A 17,043-nucleotide genomic window follows, 5' to 3' on the forward strand; every position below is an offset into this window, starting at 1 on the left:
CAGTAGGCGAGGTCACTCATGACCAGGTCGGGGCGCGCCCCGAGGATGCTCTCGGTGCTGGTCAGATTGTTCTTGCTGAGCACCGGCACCTGGGCGGTCTGCGGGGGCGGGACGAAAAAGTCGGTTCCGGACTGGCCGATGACCCGGTCCCCGACGCCGAGGGCGACCAGGTCCCGCGCGATCATGGGCGACAGGATCACCACGCGCTCTGGTGGCGCGTTGAAGGTCAGCGTCCGCCCGCAACTCGTGATCGTGACCGGGAAACCCGCCCCCGAGCCCGATCCGGTGGACGGATTCGCCGAGTCGTTCGTGGCCCCGCACGCCGTCAGGAGCACCGCCGTGCAGGTAAGGACCGCCGCCATGAGCTCGGGACGTTCCCGGTGCCCCGGCCGCTGCGCGCCATTCCTCCGAACCTGAGGGCGCTGCCGGCGGCGCCGCAATGTCGCAATCAAGGGATTCCTCTCGTTGTCACGGCTTCTTGGTCAGGAAGCGATCGGGATCGGTGAACGGCAGCGGGACGGTCGGCGCCTCGCCGACGGCGGTCTGCGCCAGGAACTCGCCGATCCCGGTGGCGTGCTTGAAGCCCTGGGAGCTCTCGCCGGTGGCTACGATCAGCCGCGGGTCGCCGCCGACCGGCCCGAGGACGAACTGGTTGTCGGGCGTGTGCGTCCCCATGCACACCGACACCCGCGTCGGGACCGGACGAACGCCGGGCAGGGCCTTCGAGACGACCCGGCCGAGTTCCTCCCAGTCCGCCAGGGACGTGGAACGGTCGAGGAGGTCGGGATCGATCTCGGCGGGCACCCAGCTGCCCTTCGCCTCCAGGCCGAGCTTCACGTCGGCGCTGTCGTAGGCACCGCATCCCCACAGCACCCTCCCGTCCGCGCACTCCCGCTTGAACATGGGGAACCGCTCCACCGAGAACTGCCCGGGCGGGCCCTGGAGGGCGAACCACGTGATGGGCTTGCGGATGATCCTCAGCGGCAGCCGCGGAATCAGCGCGGAACACCACGCGCCGACGGCCACGATCGCTCGCCGGACCCGGAACGTCTGGGTGGGTGTGTGCAGGAGCACCGCCCCGGACACCGGTTCGATCCGCACGACTCGCGTATCAGGGCACACCCTCGCGCCGAGCCGTGCGCTCACCGCGACTGCCGCCTTGACGGCCGCTTCCGGGCGCAGCAACCCCGCCGATGGCTCCCACACCCCCACGTGCTCGGCCGGCACACCCTCGTGCTGCGGGAAACGCCGCCTCAGTTCCGTGACGTCCAGGCGTTCCACGTCGAGGTCGAAGTCGCGTGCGTTGGCGAGGGTCTGGCTGATCATGCGACCGGCTGGCGCGCCGATCAGCAGGCCGCCGCTGAGATCGAGCAGCGGCACTCCGGCCGCTGCCGCCAGCTCTCGCCACAGCTGCAGAGACCGCTTCGCCAGCGCGACGAGACCTCGATGCTCGTAGCAGCTGAGGCGGAACATTCGACTTCCTCCGTGCGAGGCACCGAGGGCGTGCCCCGGCTCGAACCGTTCGAAGCCGAGAACGTCGACTCCCCGGTGGGCCAGTCGCCACAGCGTTGCCGAGCCCCACGCGCCGAGCCCTACCACGCCGATGTCGGCGTCGACGTCAGCCATGGCCCTGCCGCACTGTGTCGTCGATCGCCGCACGCCGTACGCCGGTGAGGACGGCGGTCAGCGATTCCGCCAGGGCCTGGACGAGGAACTCGACCTGATCGTCGGACAGTCCCGGATGGCAGGGCAGGTTCACGTGCCGGGAGAACCAGCTGTCCTCGGCCACCGGGCACTCGCCCGGACCGTGGCCGTGGCGCCGCCACTCCGGCCGCAGATGCAGTGGGAAGTAGCGAAGCTGGACCTCCACGCCGCGGCTGTCCAGTTCGCGGACCAGGTGGTCGCGCGCGTCACTTCCGGCGTCAGTGAAGAACGTGTACAGATGGTGCGCGTGTTCGGCGTCCGGTGGGGCGCGGTGGGGCCGCACCGCCGAGAACCGGTCCACGACCGAGTCGAGCCGGCTGGCGATCTGCCGGCGCCGGTCGATGAGGTGCCCGAGCTTGGCGAGCTGACTCAGGCCAACCCCGGCGGCCGCCTCGGGCATGTTGGCGTTCGTACCGGTCCGGATCACATCGACACAGGCGCGCTGGTACGCGCCGCCGTGGAATTTCATCCACGGGAGCGTGGCCGGCACGGGTTCCTCGACCATGCCCAGTGGAACGAAGCGCCCGTCGACCCCGTTGTCGCGCACCTGCCGAACCCGGTCGGCCCAGTCGTCCCGGTGAAAGGTCAGCATTCCACCCTGGCCGAGGGTGGTGATGTTCTTGGTGGCGAAGAAGCTGAAACAACCGATGTCGCCAAGGCTTCCCGGCATTCGTCCCCGGTACGAGGCGCCCAACGCGTGCGCGCAGTCCTCGATCACGACCGCGCCGTGCGCCCGGGCCAGGGCCGTGATCCGGTCCATGTCCGCTGGCAATCCGCCGTAGTGCACCAGCACGACGGCCCTGGTACGAGGACCGATCAACGATGCCAGGGCGGCGGGGTCCAGGTTGAGCGAGCTGGGATCCACGTCGCAGAAGGTGACCCGAACTTGCTGCTCCAGAAGCGCCTGGATCGTTGCGTGATAGGTCTGGGGCGTCACGATGACCTCGTCGCCCGGCTCCAGCCCGAGCAGGCGGATGGCGATCTCGAGTGCCACCGTCCCGCTCGTGACCGACAGGGCGTGCCGGGTGCCGGTGTACGCGGAGAACGCGGCCTCGAACGCCTCCCGGCGCCGGCCCCCGGAAAGCGGGTCGTTCGAATTGATGAGTTCGGCGACCGCGGCCAGGTCGGCGGCGTCGAGCAGGCTCGCCCGGTGCGCGAAGGAAACCTTGTACGTACGCATCAGGTCACTTTCGACGGGTGTCGGGGCCGGGGGTAACGGGCCGGGTGCCTTCGACGAAGTAGAAGGTGAGATCGCGGTACATCATCGCGGCGTCGGACGGGGACTGCGTGCGAAGTACTTCGTCGATCCAGGCAAGCCGTTCGGCCAGGACGTTTTCGAGGCCGGCGCGCCGCCACACGTTGCGGGCCGGGTTGAGATCGCGGGCGTGGAGCAGGGGAAGAAAGCGGGTGACCTCGGGTGGATAGTCCGCGCCGTTCGTGTCGCTGATCAGCTGCGGGGACCAGAGGCTGTCGATCGCCACGACGCGGCCCGCGGGCCTGGTGAGGGCGGTCCAGGCGGTCACGGCCTGCTCCGGCCACGGCAGCGTCCACAGCACGTGACGGGAGATGACGGCATCGACGGGACCGATGTCCGGCGGTGGACGCTCCGCTTCGCCGAGCACGAGGGTGAGGTTCGTCAGGTCGCGAGCGTCGGCCGCGGCACGACAGACCCTCAGCATTTCCGGGGAGATGTCCAGGCCGACAACCTGGTGTCCCAGCTCGGCGAGCGTGAGAGCGACGAATCCGGAGCCGCAGCCCACATCGAGGATCGTCTTCGGCTCAGCGGCGGGGAACATCCGGGCGAGCAGCAACGCCCAGGCTCGTCGCTGGGGGTCGTTGGAGTTGAAGTGCTCATGGTGCGCGTAGCTCTCGGCGGTGGCGTCCCAGTACCGCTGCATGGTTTGTGTCATGTCGGCCTGTAGGTGAGCCGTTCCGCGGGGATGCGTTGTCATCGGACACTCCTTCACGAGTAGCGCCGGGGTGGGAACCTCTCATCGCGGCGGACGAGTGCCCTCGACCAGGTAGTAGCCGAGGCGCCTGATCATCGGGCGCACGTGGACCGAGGACTCCGCGTGGACGAGCGCGTTGATCCAGCGCAGTTCCTCGACCAGCACCTCGTCCAGGCCGGAGCGCCGCCACAGATTCTCGACAGGATCGAGGTCGCGGGCGTGGAGCAGCGGGAGGACATTGAGGACGTCCGCCGGGTACTGCTCGCCCGTGCTGGCGCGGACCAGTTCCTCGGGCCGCAGCGCGTCGATGCCGACGACCCGGCCACCCGGACGGACGAGGTCGGACCAGGCATTGAGGGCGCTCTCCGGGCGGGGCAGTGTCCAGAGGAGATGGCGGGAAATGACCACGTCGAACGGCCCCAGGTCCGCCGGAGGCTGCTCGGCCGCGCCCTCGACCAGCCGGAGGTCGCTGACTCCGCGCCGCTCAGCCTCGGCCCGGCAGACCCGCAGCATGCCCGGGCTCAGGTCGAGTCCGGTCACCGTGTGGCCGAGTTCGGCCAGCGCGAAGGCGACGAAGCCGGCGCCGCACCCGGCGTCGAGGATGCGCAGGGGTTGTGCGGACGGAAACAGGCGGCTGAGGAGGATCGTCCAGGCCTGCCGTTGCACGTCGGTGGTGTCGAGGTTGTTGCGGTCGAGGTTGCCGCCCTGGTGATCGCCGTTGGCGACGGCGTCCCAGATGTCCCGGACGATCGCGATGGTATCGCGACCGAGGTGGTCGATGTCGGCGGTACTGGTGCTCATGGCCCTCCTTGTCGCTCGGTCACCGGCGTCGCTTCCCGTTGTCGAGGGAGATCAGTACGATCCACCGCGCGACGCCGCGGCTCGCTCGGGGCGCGGCTCGTCGGGCGGTTCGGTTATCCGTGCGCCGGTCCCGACGGCGGGTTCCTCCGGCGCCCATCGCTCCCCTTGGCTGGCTGAGAGGGCGAGGAGCAGTCGTCCGGTGGACGGGTGGGTGAGTCGGTCAGCGCGGACCCCGAAGACGTCGTGTATCAGGGACTCCGTGAGAACCTCGGCCGGCGGTCCGACCGCGACAACGCGGCCGGCACTGAGCACGCAGACGCGATCGCAATAGGCGGCGGCCAGATTCAGATCGTGCAACACGCAGAGGGTCGAGAGGTTGAGGCTGCGCACGAGCCCGAGAAGGTCCAGAGCGGCAGCGATGTCCAGATGGTTGGTCGGCTCGTCCAGGAGCAGCAGATCCGTCTCCTGGGCGAGGGCCCGGGCAAGGAGCACCCGCTGCTTCTCCCCGCCGGAGAGCGTTGCGAACGCCCTTGTGCGGTAGGAGGCCATGCCGACGCGCTCAAGACCCTCCGCGATGGCATGCCGGTCGGCCGCACTCTCCCGGTCGAAGGCGCGCTGATGCGGCGCCCGGCCCAACGCGACAACCTCCTCGACGGAGAAATCGAAGTCGGCGACCGTCTCCTGGGCGACCAGGGCGGCACGCCGGGCGATCTCCCGTTGGCGCAGCTCGATGACGTCCCGGCCGTCGAGGAAAACAGCGCCGCGGACGAGGCGCACCGAGCGGTAGATCGCTCGCAGCAGGGTCGTCTTGCCGGAGCCGTTCGGCCCGACCAGGCCGACCTTTTCGCCCGCTGCGACATCGAAGTCCGCGCGCGTCACGATCGGAATGGTGTCGATCTCGACCGACGCCCCCGCGACTGAGAGTTTCATCGGATTCCTTCGAATTGGGTGGTCCGAGATCCCCGGACCGCGGGCAAGACCGCGCGGAGGCCATCGTGAGTTGCGACCAGCGGCCCGACGATGCGAGTCGGGATCTGTCGAGGTCTACTGAGGACAGGCAGGCGAGCCCCCTCCCTGATCGGCTCCGGCGTGCGTCCGGCGACCGCCCGAGCGGCGGGGTCGAGTCAATGACGACGTTGCATCGGTCCCCCGGTTGCCCACGAATCGAACCGCCCCTCGCGGAGCGTCGAGCGAAAGGCTAATAGAAAATGAGTATCGTTGTCAACAAGCGCGCGGGCAACCGGCGAGCGAGACGGCGCACCATTCACCGGCAGCGCGCGGAGTCCGGCACCTGTACGAGAAACAGCCGCTGACCCAGTGGCGCGAGGGCGTGGTCCTCTCCGGGCAGCGCCGCGTGCAGGACCAGCCCGGCCCCGGCGAACACCTCGGCCCACCGGGTGCGGTCGAGGAAACTCGTGCCGGTGCGCATCCGCGCGTCGACGGGCGGCGACATCATGAACGCCTGCGAGGCCAGGATCTCGACGTGTTCCCGGGTGGGCTCGCTCACCAACAGCCAACCACCCGGGGCGAGCAGCTGCGCCAGTCCGCGCACGGCAGCGCCGACATCACGGGCCGCGTTGAGAGCACCGGCCGCCACCACGACATCGGCAGAGTGAGGCGGGAAGCCCTGCACGATCGGCGACCGGTTGAAGTCGAGTTCGGCGAACCGGGCACCGGGCAACCGCGACCGACCGGTGGTCAGGAAGAACCGGGACACGTCGGTGGCGGTGTAGTGCAGCTGGATACCAGCGGTCGCGGCCCGCGCCAGCACGACCTCGGACGTGGCGCAGGTGCCCGCGCCGACCTCCAGCACCCGCGTCGCCCCCGAGATACCGAGGCGGCACACGGCGCCGGCGATCGCCTCGTTGAGCAACCGGGCGATCGCCGTATCGCGGTAGACGGCGTCGGCGAGCTCGGTGCGCCCCTCGGGGAACAGCAGCATCACCGCCGCGATGTCACCGGCCAGCAGGCCGTCGAGACACTCGGCGTTTCGGCGCAGGTAGCTCACGAACGCCGGCCCCCCGAAACCGCCGTCGATCCACTGCCGCTGGGCGGCGTCCCAGGCCGCGGACTCGGCACTCGACCCGACGGGCGGCGCTCCCCGGTAGCCGTTGGCTTCGCGGGGGATCCATCCCGCGTCGGCGAGGGCCCGCAGCCAGCGACCGACCAACGGTACGTGCTGCGGTGCGACCCGGACGGCCGCGACCACGGTGGCCGTGGCATAGGTCCGCGCCGGGTCGTCGAGCACGCCGCTACGCTGCAGTGCGCGCAGCATCGAACTCAGCACGGCCGTTTCGAGCGTCACGACGACGCCCTCGGCGGCGGTTCTCGGCGGCACGGCTCCGACCCGGTCGGCCGCAGCCGAGGCCGACGCGACCACATCCGCCGGTTCGGCTTCTGCCGTGAGCGCGCCCCGTCGGATCTCGGCGCCGGGGAACAGCAGATCGGCCCGCGGATCGACGCGACCACCGACGACATCGACCCGACGGACCTGGGCGAGGTTGGTCAGCTCGGCGGCGGGCTCGGCGCACAGCCGCGCCAGCATCGCGGCCTCGATGATGACGCGGGTGGCGCCCGCCTGCTCCAGCATCGCCAGCACCCTTGTCGGCGACTGCGCCGGATCGACCCGTAGGACTTCTTCGCCCACGCGACGGTTCCTCCCCTGGCTCGCAGCGTTAGTGGTGATGGTTTCCACTAGCAGCAGTGCGGCTCGGTGGTTGCCGCCGTACCGGCTACGACCTGTCGTCCTGCGCTCCGCGGGCGCGGAACAGGTTGAGGCGGTAGCTACGAACGTGCCGGCGGAACAGCGCCCCCATCACCGCCGACAGCGCCCGCAGGCGCAGGGGCATCCGGGCGCGCAGCTCCGGCTGGGGCCCGGCGAACGTCCGCGACTCCAGCAGCCGCAGCCCGAGCGGCTCGAGTTCGGCCGGATCCTCGCAGATCCACCTCACTCGCGCGCCCATCCCGCGCATCACTTCGCGGCGGTTCACCGAATCCGCCATCACCCTGCCGCCGGTCTCCAGCGCCAGCAGCGCACCGGGAAAGTTGGCGCCGATCAGCCTGATCGCCTGTTCCACCTCGCCGGGTTCGAAGTACAGCAGAACCGCCTCGGCCACGAACAGACACGGCCCGGGGCTTGCCTGGACGGCGGGGACCCACCCCGGGTCCAGCAGAGAGCAGGCCAGCATGCGCCGGCGGTCGGTGTCGGTGAAGTACCGGCGGCGCAGCTCGATCACCTCGGGCAGGTCCACGTCGAACCAGGTGACCCGGCCGTTGTCGACCCGCTCGAACCGGGTGTTCAGCCCGGTACCGAGCTCCACCACAGTGCCATCGGGATGGTCGGCGAGAAATCGGCGCACCCACACGTCGAACATGGCAGTCCGCAGCACCGACCCCTGCGCGCCGCGCATGAACGACTTCACCTGGGCGAAGTCGTAGTCGAGCGACGTGACGATCCGCACGGCCGCCGGGTCGCTGAGCAACGGTCGCCGCCTGCCGGTCTCGACCGCCCGCCCGTACAGCGGGATCATCAGGGTCTGCTGGACCGCGCCCAGCCGCACGCCCGCCCTGCCGTTGTCCGTCATCCCGCCTCCCCGGTCGCCTGACACTCCCGCATTCTCGCACATGACTATCATTTTCAGAATGACCGAGACGCTGGACCCGCGATTCGCCGACTACCTGACCACCAACCGAGACTTCGTCGATGCCGCCATCGCCGAGGCCGTCGCCGCACTCGACCTGCCCACCGGCGGGCAGGTGCTCGACATGGGCACCGGAGCGGGCGGGGCGATACCCCACCTGGCCCGCGCCGTCGGCCGGACCGGCCGGGTGCTCGCCGTCGACCTCAACCCCGCGGTCACCGCCCTCGCCGCTGACCACGCCGACCGCGCCGGCGTGACCGACCGCGTCACCATCCGCACCGGTGACGCCACCGAACTGCTCACCGAGGCGGCGTACGACGCCATCTGGACCAGCGATGTCATCTGGCCCGGCAACTTCGACGACCCGGCCGCCGTCGTCGCGGCGATGGCGCGGGCGGTGAAGCCGCGCGGGGTCGTGGCGCTGTTCTACAGCAACTACTACCAGGCCAGCTTCCTGCCGGGGCAGTCCCGGCTGGAGCGCCTGCTGCGTACCGCGTCCGAACTGCGCTGGCAGTTGCCCGCCGACGGCCCGCAGCATTACGAACGCCACCTGGCCTGGCTGCTCGGCGCCGGTCTGCACGACGTACGGCTGCGCAGCTACCCCCGCATCGGGTTCCCCGTCGACGCCGACCCGACCATCCGCCCGTACCTGGAATCGGCGGTCTGGCCCGAACTGCGCGAATCGGCCGCCCGGTGCGGCGAGCAGGCCGGGCTGACAGCCGCCGAACTGTCCGAGGTGAAGCAACTGCTCACCCCGGGCAACCCACGCTACGTCGTGGATCAGCCCGGCTTCTTCATCATGCACCCCACGATCCTGGCTACCGGACACCCACCCGTACCCAGCTGAACCGACTGCCGGACGTTCCACCACGAGTTGTTCACACGGCGCGGCTCAGCGACGTCGAGGTGATCGACGATCAGGGCCAGATGCATCTGCTGGGGCACCTCCCGCGCGGCGCCACCGCGGCGGGGCGGAGTGGGTCAGCCGCGGACCAGGGCGGAGTCCGGGGCGGCGCGCAGCGGGGCGGTGTCGACCGCCTCGAAGTCGGCACCCGTGAGCCGGGTCAGCGGGGTCAGGTCCGCGTTCTGCCATCGGGAGTCCGCCTCGCCGGCCAACTCCCAGGCCGGGCCCTCACCGGCCACGATCACCCCGTACCGCCGCATGGCCTCCGCGATGGCCCGGGCGGCCGGGGGCAGGTCGGTGGTGTCGACGGTCGCCCGCAGGCGCAGGCGCAGGCCCAACTGGGGCAGCCGGCGGTCCTTCACCCGCGAGGACGAGTGCCGCGCCGGCCAGACGTACCCGGTGCGGGTACGCGGCACGGTGATCCGGATCGGGTGGGTGATGGCGCCGCCGACCGTCTCGTCGTACCGCACCAGGCCGGGCAGGACGGGCAGCCCGGCGTCATCGGCGGAGGCCCAGCCCGCCGGGCGGAGGCTGTTGGCGGCCAGGTCGAAGATGGCGCCGGTCTCGGCATGCCAGGCGCCGCCGGCCTGGCGCCGGGCGTCGGAGAGTTCGTAGAGCCGGCAGCGGGAGGGCGAGTAGACGACCACGAGGTCGCCCCCGGCCGACGGGGGCAGCGGGTACGGGCCGGCGTCGCTCTCGGCGGAGCGCCGGAAGGTGACCGGCACGTCGGGCTGGTCGGCGTCGACCGTGGTCACGCGCACACCGCTGGTCGCCCCGAATCCCAGGCGCAGTGGCGCGCGGGCGCCGATGCTGGCCACGTAGTCGGCGGAGTCCGGGTGCGCCGGCAGGCCGGTGACCCGGGCGCGCCAGACGTTGGCCGGCGGGAACAGCGAGCAGGCGGGAGGCGTGGCGCTCGCGGTGGCGGCCGGCGCGTCGGTCGCGGAGGCGCTCGACGGGGCGGCCCCGGGTGCGGTGGGCACCGCCGTCGGCGACGTCGTCGTGCACCCGGCAAGAAGCAGACCCGCGGCCAGAGCCACCCCGGTGACTCGGGACGCGGCTGCGCGCACCTTAAACGGCATAACCGCACGGGTACCCCACGACCGACCCATGTCAGGCATTCTGCGCCTTGCTCGACGAATGATAAACACGCCGATCAATTCGCGAGAGCCCGCTCGATGCCCGGCTCCGGCCGGCCCAGGTGCACCGGGTCGCGCTCGGAGACGAGGTCGACCGCGGCCTTCACGGCGGCGCCGTACTCGCGCACGCTGCCGCGCACCCACGGCATCCGGTAGACCCGAACCGAGTCGTCGCCGACGCCGTACGCGTCCAGGCCGGCGCCCCGGCAGAGGGTGACCGCCCGGGCCACGTGGAAGCTCTGCGTCACCACGATCGCCCGGTGCACCCCGAAAACGCGCACCGCGCGCTGGCAGGAGTCGTACGTGTCGAAGCCGGCGTGGTCGGCGACGATGCTGGTGCCGGGGACGCCGTGCTGGACCAGCCACAGCCGCATCGCGCCCGGCTCGTCGTACTCCCAGCGCCCGTGGTCGCCGGAGACCAGGATCGCCCGCGCCTTCCCGGCGGTGAACAGCCGCCGCGCGAGTTCCAGGCGGGCGGCCAGGAACGGCGACGGGGTGCCGTCGACGTAGACCTGGGCGCCGAGCACGAGCACGACCGGCGCCTCGGGGACCGAGTCGACGTCGTACAGGCGGTGGGCGGCGCCGGCCCGCATCCAGCCCACGCTGCCGGCGACGGTGGCCCCGCCCAACAGCGACAGGACCACGACCACGAGGACGGTGCGGCGCAGCCAGCGCCGGCGGCGGGACTTCACCGCCCGATCATCCCATTGTCGGTGGTACCCCTGGGGCCCAGGCGACGACCCGGGCCGGTGCGGCGGCGAAACGATTCAGCCGGCGCGGCGACGGGCGCGGCGGGCGGCCAGTTCGTCCCCGGTGAGGCCGGCCTCGATCGGCTCCGTGGTGACCTGGCCATCGGCGGCCGGCTCGCCCGGAAGGTGCGACAGCGAGCCCTGGATCTCCTTGAACGCCCCGCCGATCGCGATGCCGAACACACCCTGCCCGCCCTGCAGCAGGTCCACGACCTCCTCCGGCGAGCGGCACTCGTACACCGTGGTGCCGTCCGAGATCAACGTGATGCCGGCCAGATCCTCCACCCCGCGCGAGCGCAGCGCGTCGATCGCCTTGCGGATGTTCTGCAGCGAGACGCCGGCGTCCAGCAGCCGCTTGACCACCTTGAGCACGACCAGGTCGCGGAACGAATAGAGGCGCTGGGTGCCCGAACCTGACGCGTCCCGGATGCTCGGCACGACCAGCCCGGTGCGGGCCCAGTAGTCCAGTTGCCGGTAGCTGATCCCCACGGCGTGGCAGGCGGTCACACCCCGGTACCCGACGTTCTCGTAGCCGGCATCCGGTACGGCATCCACCATGACCTACCTCCCCGCGTCCGGCGACTACCCAACCCTATAGCCGAAATCGAGGGTTACCGGGGAGGGAAAGCCGCGACACGCCGCGCTCAGGTGACGACACGCCGGGCGCGCGGGCGGTGCGTCGGAGGTGGCTCAGCCGGCGAAGTCCTCCGGGCGGACCTGCTCCAGGAACTCCCGGAACTTCTCGACCTCGTCCTCCTGCTCGTCCGGGATCACGATGCCCGCCTCGGTGAGCACCTGGTCGGCGCAGCGGATGGGGGCGCCGACCCGCAGCGCCAGCGCGATCGAGTCGCTGGGCCGGGCCGAGACCCGCACCCCGTCGCCGAGCAGCAGGTCGGCGTAGAAGACGTTGTCTTTCAACTCGGTTATCTCCACCGCCCGCAGCGGCGCGTTCAACGCGGCCAGGATGTCCCGCAGCAGGTCGTGGGTGAGCGGCCGGGCCGGCTTGACCCCCTGCTGCTCGTACGCGATCGCGGTCGCCTCCACCGCACCGATCCAGATCGGCAGGTAGCGGTCCCCTTCGACCTCTCTGAGCAGCACGATCGGCTGGTTGCTGGGCAGCTCCACCCGAACCCCGACCACGCTCAGCTCGCGCACCGCCGCCTCCGTGTCGTTGTCCCTTTCCCTGCACGGTACACGCGCCACCGGTACGACGCGCGCGTCGCAACCGCGCGGGAACCCTTACCCCGGCAACCCTACGTCACCGCGCCGAGCGCCCCTCAGCGGCGCAAGCTGTCCCGCAGACCGAGGCGCACCAGGGCACCGTGCAGCCGCTGCGACAGCCCCGCCAGCTCGCGCACCGCCTCCGCCACGCGCGCCTGCGCCGCCGGGTCACCCGGCCGCGCCAACGGCGCGATCACCTGCGCGAACAGCCCCACCTCGCGGTCCGCCGAGGCACGGAACGCGCGCAGGTGCCGGGCCTCGATACCGTACCGGCTCAGCGCCGCGACCACCTCGGCGACCGCGAGCACGTCCGGGCCGTACCGGCCGGCCACCGGCGGCGGTACCAGGCCGAGGCCCTCGATCTCCACCAGCGCCCCGTCGGTGAGCCCGCTGCGCTCCAGCAACTCCGATCGCGTGACGGACGTCTCGCCGGCCGGCGCGGGCGGCGGGGCGTCCGGGTCCACCGCGACCAGCGCGGGGCGGCCCCGGGGCTGCTCCAGCGCCCCGGCCTCGAGCTGCTCGCGGATGACCCGCAGGGGCAGGTACTGGTCCCGCTGCGCGGCCAGCACGAACCGCAGGCGGGCCAGATCGTCCCAGGTGTACTTGCGGTACCCGGACGGCGTGCGGCGCGGCTCGACCAGCCCCTCCGCCTCCAGGAACCGCAGCTTCGAGATCGTCGTGTCGGGGAACTCCGGCCGCAGCTGGGCGAGCACCTCCCCGATGCTCATCAGCGCCTCGCCGCGGCCCTGCTCGCCACGGCGCTGGTCGCCGCGGACATGGCCGGCCCCGGAACGCGCCGCCGCCGCCGAACCAGTCACGCCCGGCCGGCCTCCTCGTCCGGGCGCGGCCCGGCGATGAACACCAGCCGGAACTTGCCGATCTGCACCTCGTCGCCGCTGCTGAGGGTGGCCGCCTCCACCCGCTCCCGGTTGACGTAGGTGCCGTTGAGGCTGCCCACGTCCCGGACCGTGAACGTGCCCGACTCGCGGTGGAACTCGGCGTGCCGGCGGGAGACGGTCACGTCGTCGAGGAAGATATCGCTGTCCGGGTGCCGCCCGCTGGTGGTCACGTCGTGGTCCAGCAGGAAGCGGGCGCCGGCGTTCGGGCCCCGGCGCACCACGAGCAGCGCCATGCCGGGCGGGAGCGACCCCGACATCCGGCTCGGGACGACATCGGCGTCCGGCCCCTCCAACACCTCGTCGAGCGAGCCCAGATTCAACGTCGATGTGACGTCGAGCGGGGGGAACTCGTCCTCTGGGCGGGTCATCTTCTCGGCCACCTCACGGTCGGGTACTTTCACGGGCGTCGTTCGGAACGGCCCCGAGCGGCGGACTGGAGGTCCGCACGCGCGGCGCTCGGTCGGTGGGGTCGTTCGTCGGTTGCCCGTCCGGTCGACTGAGCGAGCCTAGCCAGGTGCGAAATCGGGGGTCAACCGGACGTGCGGACAACTGTGCTCGGTCGGGACGGGCGGGGTTGGCGGGGCCAGCGGGAGCGACTCAGCCCTCGGTCAGCTGCCGGTAGGCCGCCGCGTCGAGCAGCTGGCCCACCGCCGCCGGATCCTCCGGCGCGATCTCGATCAGCCAGCCCTCGCCGTACGGGTCCGAGTTGACCAGCTCGGGGGTGTCGGCGAGCGCGTCGTTGCGGGCCACCACGGTGCCCGAGACCGGCGCGTAGATCTCCGACACGCTCTTGGTCGACTCCACCTCGCCGAGGGAGGCGCCGGCGGCCACCGCCGTACCCGGCTCGGGGAGCTGGACGTAGACGATGTCGCCGAGCGAGTCCTGCGCGAAGTGGGTGATGCCCACCCGCGCCCGGCCGGCGCCGGCGTCGGCCACCCATTCGTGCTCGGCGGTGTACCGCAGCTGCTCCGGAATCAACCATCTGTCCCATCGACTCGTCCGGTCACGAGACCGGCTTGGCGTACTGGAGGGTGGGCCGGCCGTGCAGCGCGGTGACATCCACCTCGCCGGCCGGACTGAAGATCACGGTACCGCCGGCCCCGCTCACCGACTCGACCACCCCGCCCGGGATGTTCAGCGCGGTGCGCATCGTCTCGGGGTCGCCGATCACCGTGATCGTGTACGGGGCGCGCAGCCGGACGCCGTCCACGATCACGTCGTCGTCCTTGTCCAGGAACGACGTGGACGCGATGATCCGCACCGCCTGCCCGTCGCTGCCCTGCACCTGCATCGCCTCGGCCTGCGCGCCGCGCAGCTCCTGCACGGCGTCGAGCAGCGCCTCGGCCCGGATCGGCTTGCGCACCGCCTCGAACCGCAGTCGCAGCCCCTGCCCCCGGGCCGGCAGCGTGCCGGCCAGGATGCCGAGCTGGTCGGCACGCTCGGTGGCGGCCTGCAACGCCGCCTCCCGCCCCTGCGCGCCCGAGTTCAGCTCCCGCTGGCTGTTCTCCAGCCGCGAGATGTCGTCCCGCAGGCGCTTGTCCTTGGCCTCCAGGTCGGACAGGATCCGGACCAGATCCTCCTGGCGCTGGGTGGCCAGGGTGGGGTCGGTGGTGTTGCTGCGCAACTGCACGACCAGGGTGAAGCCGAGCAGCGCGATGAGCACCGCGATGATCGCGCCGGCCCCGGTGAGCCGCTGCCGGAGCGCCGCAGCGAGGAGCGAGCCGTTCGCCCCGGCCACCGCGGCGAGGAGCGAGCCTCTCGGCCCGGCCGCCGGGGCGGGTTCACCGGCCGGCTCCGATGCCGCCGGCTCGCCCGCGGTGGCGGACTCCGACCGGGCAGATTCCGACCCGGAAGACAGCGACCCGGAAGACTCCGGTGCGGGCGGCTGCGACCCGGCCGGCTTTGGCTCGTCGGCCGGGTCCGGCGCCGCGGCCGGCCGCGGCGGGGTGATCGGCACGGTCTGCGCGTCCGGATCGGCGACGCCGTCGGCCCCGGCGCCGCCCGTCGGCAGGCGGGTGGTCTTCTCGTCGTCGGCCATCGGCTACGCCCGGAACAGGTGGCGGCGGATCGCCGCGACGTTGCCGAAGATCCGCACGCCGAGCACGACCACCACACCGGTGGACAGCTGCCCGCCGACCCCGAGCTGGTCGCCCACGTACACGATCACGCCGGCGACCAGGACGTTGGAGATGAACGAGATGACGAACTGCTTGTCATCGAAGATCCCGTCCAGCCGGGCGCGGATGCCGCCGAACACCGCGTCCAGCGCGGCGACCACCGCGATCGGCAGGTAGGGCTGCAGGCCCACCGGCACCGTCGGCTCCAACCAGATGCCGAGCCCGACGCCGACCAGCAGGGCGAAAACAGCGATCATCGGCCACCTTCCGTGGGAGCGGCGGAGGGGGATCCGGTCGGCGCCGGGGAGGACGCCGCCGGGCCGGACGAGGTGACGCCCGGGTGCAGGGGTGTGGCGTTGCGCAGCTGCGGCTCGGTCGCGCCGGGCAGGGTCACCTTCCCCACCCCGCGCACCTGGTACCCCATGCCGTGGGCGTCGGCCAGCGCCTTGAGCAGGTGCGCCACCGAGGAGGCCCGGAAGTAGTCGGCGAGGTCGTCCGGCCCGATGGCCGACACCTCGTACGGGCTGGTGACCGGGCGGAAATCGACCAGGATCGTCCCACCCGCGGCCCGGATCGTGGAGGTGGCGGTCAGCCGCTGCCCGTTCACCGCGACCGCCTCGGCGCCGCCGGCGAACAGGGCGTTCGCGATCTGCTGGAGATCCCGGTCGAGGACCCGCCCGGGATCGTTGCCGGACTTGCCGGTGATCGCGTCCTGGGACGAGGGCGCGTTGGCGACCCGCACCACGACGCCGCGCCCGCTCACCCGGGCCAGGCCGGTGGCCGCCTCCAGGTCGCGCAGCTCGGCCGCCTCGGTGCCGGACAGGGCCGCCGCCCGCTGCCGGGCGACCTCCTCGCGCAGCTGGTCGGCGTGGATCTGCAGGGTGTCCGTGTCGCGCTGCATCTCGTTGATCTGCCCGACCAGCCCGGCCCGGGCACGCGCCCGGTTCGGCTCGTCGGCCAGCGCGTGCCGGTACGCGACGGCCAGCAGGAAGCCGACCAGCACCAGGACGATCGCGGTCAGCCCCCGGCCGGTGAGCCGCTCACGCGGGCCGGGCGGCCCGAGCCGCTCGCGCTGCCGGGCCGCCGCCGCGTAGCTCGGGTCCAGCGGGGTGCGAAACAGCTCGGTGAGGAAGTCCGCCGGGTAGCGACCGCCGCGGGTGCCGCCGTATTCGCTGGGTGCGGCCGGGTCGGAGTTCGGGTCGAACTCCTCCTTCGGCCCACTCACGCCGCACCGGCTCCCGGCTCGGGGCGCGCGGACCGGGCCACCCGGACGGTCTGGCCGAGGTACAACAGGCCGGCGATCCAGTACAGGACCAGACCCCACCAGGCCAGGCCCCAGCCGATGGCGCCGGACACGGTGGCCGCCGTTCCGGTCAGCACGTGCGCGAGCAGCAGCACCGGGAACGCGAACAGCAGGATGAAGGTGGCGGTCTTGCCCAGGTAGTGCACCTGCGGCGGGCCGTACCCGTACCGGCGCAGCACGGCCACGTTGACCGCGAGCACGGCCTCGCGGGCCAGCAGCGCCACGGTGAACGGCCAGGGCACCACCTCCCGGACCGTGAGGGCCAGCAGCGTGGCGAGGATGTAGAGCCGGTCGGCCAGCGGGTCCAGCAGCTCGCCGAGGCGGCTGACCTGGTTGAGCCGGCGCGCCACGTACCCGTCCACCCAGTCGCTGGTGCCGCCGACGGCCAGCACGACGATCGCGGCGACGTCCCGGTGCGCCACGAGGAACAGGTACAGGAAGAGCGGCACGCCGATCAGGCGGGCGAAGCTGATCGCGTTCGGCACCGTGAGGACCCGGTCGGTGCGGGCCGGTCCGGCGGGCGTTACGCGCGGCACCGGGCCTCCCTCCGTCGCCAGCACGGGCCATCCGCTGGCGCCGCCCCGGCCGGGCGCCGCCACCGCGCGAGCCTACCCGCCCG

At 72.0% G+C, this 17,043-nt stretch carries 19 protein-coding genes and 1 pseudogene; 1 reads left to right on the plus strand and 19 read right to left on the minus strand.

Translation table 11 applies throughout. From position 1 onward, the window contains the following. From KJS59_RS00050 to KJS59_RS00085, 8 genes and pseudogenes are all read right to left on the minus strand, one after another. A pseudogene (locus tag KJS59_RS00050) lies at positions 1–185 on the minus strand (ABC transporter substrate-binding protein); the annotation flags it as partial. Positions 186–468: 283 nt separating this feature from the next. Further along, entirely contained in the window at positions 469–1,626 is a 1,158-nt protein-coding gene (solA, locus tag KJS59_RS00055; protein WP_213450100.1) for an N-methyl-L-tryptophan oxidase, read from the minus strand. Further along, positions 1,619–2,884, minus strand: coding sequence for a DegT/DnrJ/EryC1/StrS family aminotransferase (locus KJS59_RS00060; protein ID WP_213450101.1), 1,266 nt, complete (start codon positions 2,882–2,884; stop codon positions 1,619–1,621). The genes solA and KJS59_RS00060 overlap by 8 nt, the downstream gene beginning before the upstream one ends. 4 nt (positions 2,885–2,888) lie before the next feature. Further along, positions 2,889–3,656: a class I SAM-dependent methyltransferase gene (locus KJS59_RS00065; RefSeq protein WP_213450102.1), complete on the minus strand. Its 768-nt coding sequence runs from the start codon at positions 3,654–3,656 to the stop codon at positions 2,889–2,891. 39 nt (positions 3,657–3,695) lie between these two features. After that, positions 3,696–4,454 (minus strand): class I SAM-dependent methyltransferase, encoded by a 759-nt coding sequence (locus KJS59_RS00070; protein WP_213450103.1) that lies wholly within the window; start codon positions 4,452–4,454, stop codon positions 3,696–3,698. Positions 4,455–4,505: 51 nt separating this feature from the next. Next, positions 4,506–5,384, minus strand: a complete 879-nt coding sequence (locus tag KJS59_RS00075) for an ABC transporter ATP-binding protein (protein ID WP_213450104.1) — start codon at positions 5,382–5,384, stop codon at positions 4,506–4,508. A 334-nt stretch (positions 5,385–5,718) separates the two neighbouring features. Beyond that, positions 5,719–7,101, minus strand: coding sequence for a class I SAM-dependent methyltransferase (locus tag KJS59_RS00080; RefSeq protein ID WP_213450105.1), 1,383 nt, complete (start codon positions 7,099–7,101; stop codon positions 5,719–5,721). A gap of 85 nt (positions 7,102–7,186) precedes the next feature. Further along, a complete protein-coding gene (locus KJS59_RS00085; protein WP_213450106.1) occupies positions 7,187–8,038 on the minus strand; it encodes a class I SAM-dependent methyltransferase in 852 nt (283 codons plus the stop codon). Between the two features lie 58 nt (positions 8,039–8,096). On the opposite strand from KJS59_RS00085, the gene KJS59_RS00090 reads away from it, so the two are divergent. Continuing rightward, positions 8,097–8,942 carry an SAM-dependent methyltransferase gene (locus KJS59_RS00090; RefSeq protein ID WP_213450107.1) on the plus strand — a complete coding sequence of 282 codons (846 nt, stop codon included), beginning with the start codon at positions 8,097–8,099 and terminating at the stop codon, positions 8,940–8,942. A gap of 134 nt (positions 8,943–9,076) precedes the next feature. On the opposite strand, the gene KJS59_RS00095 is transcribed toward KJS59_RS00090, so the two are convergent. The 11 genes from KJS59_RS00095 to KJS59_RS00145 all read right to left on the minus strand — a co-directional run bounded on the left by KJS59_RS00095 (position 9,077) and on the right by KJS59_RS00145 (position 16,960). Then, the gene (locus KJS59_RS00095; protein ID WP_213450108.1) at positions 9,077–9,979 is read right to left on the minus strand and encodes a hypothetical protein; all 903 of its coding nucleotides are present in this window, start codon (positions 9,977–9,979) and stop codon (positions 9,077–9,079) included. Positions 9,980–10,152: 173 nt separating this feature from the next. Beyond that, positions 10,153–10,827 carry a SanA/YdcF family protein gene (locus KJS59_RS00100; RefSeq protein ID WP_249713741.1) on the minus strand — a complete coding sequence of 225 codons (675 nt, stop codon included), beginning with the start codon at positions 10,825–10,827 and terminating at the stop codon, positions 10,153–10,155. 75 nt (positions 10,828–10,902) lie between these two features. Next, complete coding sequence (locus tag KJS59_RS00105) at positions 10,903–11,442, minus strand: MerR family transcriptional regulator (RefSeq protein ID WP_213450109.1); 540 nt, start codon at positions 11,440–11,442, stop codon at positions 10,903–10,905. A gap of 132 nt (positions 11,443–11,574) precedes the next feature. Then, positions 11,575–12,039: a bifunctional nuclease family protein gene (locus KJS59_RS00110; protein WP_213450110.1), complete on the minus strand. Its 465-nt coding sequence runs from the start codon at positions 12,037–12,039 to the stop codon at positions 11,575–11,577. Positions 12,040–12,161: 122 nt separating this feature from the next. Continuing rightward, positions 12,162–12,833: a transcriptional regulator FtsR gene (gene ftsR, locus KJS59_RS00115; RefSeq protein WP_213450449.1), complete on the minus strand. Its 672-nt coding sequence runs from the start codon at positions 12,831–12,833 to the stop codon at positions 12,162–12,164. A gap of 86 nt (positions 12,834–12,919) precedes the next feature. Then, a complete protein-coding gene (gene odhI, locus KJS59_RS00120) occupies positions 12,920–13,372 on the minus strand; it encodes an oxoglutarate dehydrogenase inhibitor Odhl (protein WP_213450111.1) in 453 nt (150 codons plus the stop codon). Positions 13,373–13,601: 229 nt separating this feature from the next. Continuing rightward, positions 13,602–13,982 (minus strand): glycine cleavage system protein GcvH, encoded by a 381-nt coding sequence (gene gcvH / locus KJS59_RS00125; protein ID WP_213450112.1) that lies wholly within the window; start codon positions 13,980–13,982, stop codon positions 13,602–13,604. Positions 13,983–14,007: 25 nt separating this feature from the next. After that, on the minus strand, positions 14,008–15,042 hold the full coding sequence (locus tag KJS59_RS00130; protein ID WP_213450113.1) for a DUF881 domain-containing protein: 1,035 nt from the start codon (positions 15,040–15,042) through the stop codon (positions 14,008–14,010). Positions 15,043–15,045: 3 nt separating this feature from the next. Continuing rightward, a complete protein-coding gene (locus KJS59_RS00135; RefSeq protein ID WP_213450114.1) occupies positions 15,046–15,378 on the minus strand; it encodes a small basic family protein in 333 nt (110 codons plus the stop codon). Beyond that, the gene (locus tag KJS59_RS00140; protein WP_213450115.1) at positions 15,375–16,346 is read right to left on the minus strand and encodes a DUF881 domain-containing protein; all 972 of its coding nucleotides are present in this window, start codon (positions 16,344–16,346) and stop codon (positions 15,375–15,377) included. The genes KJS59_RS00135 and KJS59_RS00140 overlap by 4 nt, the downstream gene beginning before the upstream one ends. Then, on the minus strand, positions 16,343–16,960 hold the full coding sequence (locus KJS59_RS00145; RefSeq protein ID WP_213450116.1) for a CDP-alcohol phosphatidyltransferase family protein: 618 nt from the start codon (positions 16,958–16,960) through the stop codon (positions 16,343–16,345). The genes KJS59_RS00140 and KJS59_RS00145 overlap by 4 nt, the downstream gene beginning before the upstream one ends. Positions 16,961–17,043 lie beyond the last annotated feature (83 nt).

The sequence above is a fragment of the Rhizomonospora bruguierae genome (assembly GCF_018397995.1).
Taxonomy (GTDB): domain Bacteria; phylum Actinomycetota; class Actinomycetes; order Mycobacteriales; family Micromonosporaceae; genus Rhizomonospora; species Rhizomonospora bruguierae.

Coding starts and splice junctions, on each gene's coding strand:
- solA (WP_213450100.1), bottom strand. CDS start 1,626: ATGGCTGACGTCGACGCCGACATCGGCGTGGTAGGGCTCGGCGCGTGG.
- KJS59_RS00060 (WP_213450101.1), bottom strand. CDS start 2,884: ATGCGTACGTACAAGGTTTCCTTCGCGCACCGGGCGAGCCTGCTCGAC.
- KJS59_RS00065 (WP_213450102.1), bottom strand. CDS start 3,656: ATGACAACGCATCCCCGCGGAACGGCTCACCTACAGGCCGACATGACA.
- KJS59_RS00070 (WP_213450103.1), bottom strand. CDS start 4,454: ATGAGCACCAGTACCGCCGACATCGACCACCTCGGTCGCGATACCATC.
- KJS59_RS00075 (WP_213450104.1), bottom strand. CDS start 5,384: ATGAAACTCTCAGTCGCGGGGGCGTCGGTCGAGATCGACACCATTCCG.
- KJS59_RS00085 (WP_213450106.1), bottom strand. CDS start 8,038: ATGACGGACAACGGCAGGGCGGGCGTGCGGCTGGGCGCGGTCCAGCAG.
- KJS59_RS00090 (WP_213450107.1), top strand. CDS start 8,097: ATGACCGAGACGCTGGACCCGCGATTCGCCGACTACCTGACCACCAAC.
- KJS59_RS00105 (WP_213450109.1), bottom strand. CDS start 11,442: ATGGTGGATGCCGTACCGGATGCCGGCTACGAGAACGTCGGGTACCGG.
- ftsR (WP_213450449.1), bottom strand. CDS start 12,833: ATGAGCATCGGGGAGGTGCTCGCCCAGCTGCGGCCGGAGTTCCCCGAC.
- odhI (WP_213450111.1), bottom strand. CDS start 13,372: ATGACCCGCCCAGAGGACGAGTTCCCCCCGCTCGACGTCACATCGACG.
- KJS59_RS00130 (WP_213450113.1), bottom strand. CDS start 15,042: ATGGCCGACGACGAGAAGACCACCCGCCTGCCGACGGGCGGCGCCGGG.
- KJS59_RS00135 (WP_213450114.1), bottom strand. CDS start 15,378: ATGATCGCTGTTTTCGCCCTGCTGGTCGGCGTCGGGCTCGGCATCTGG.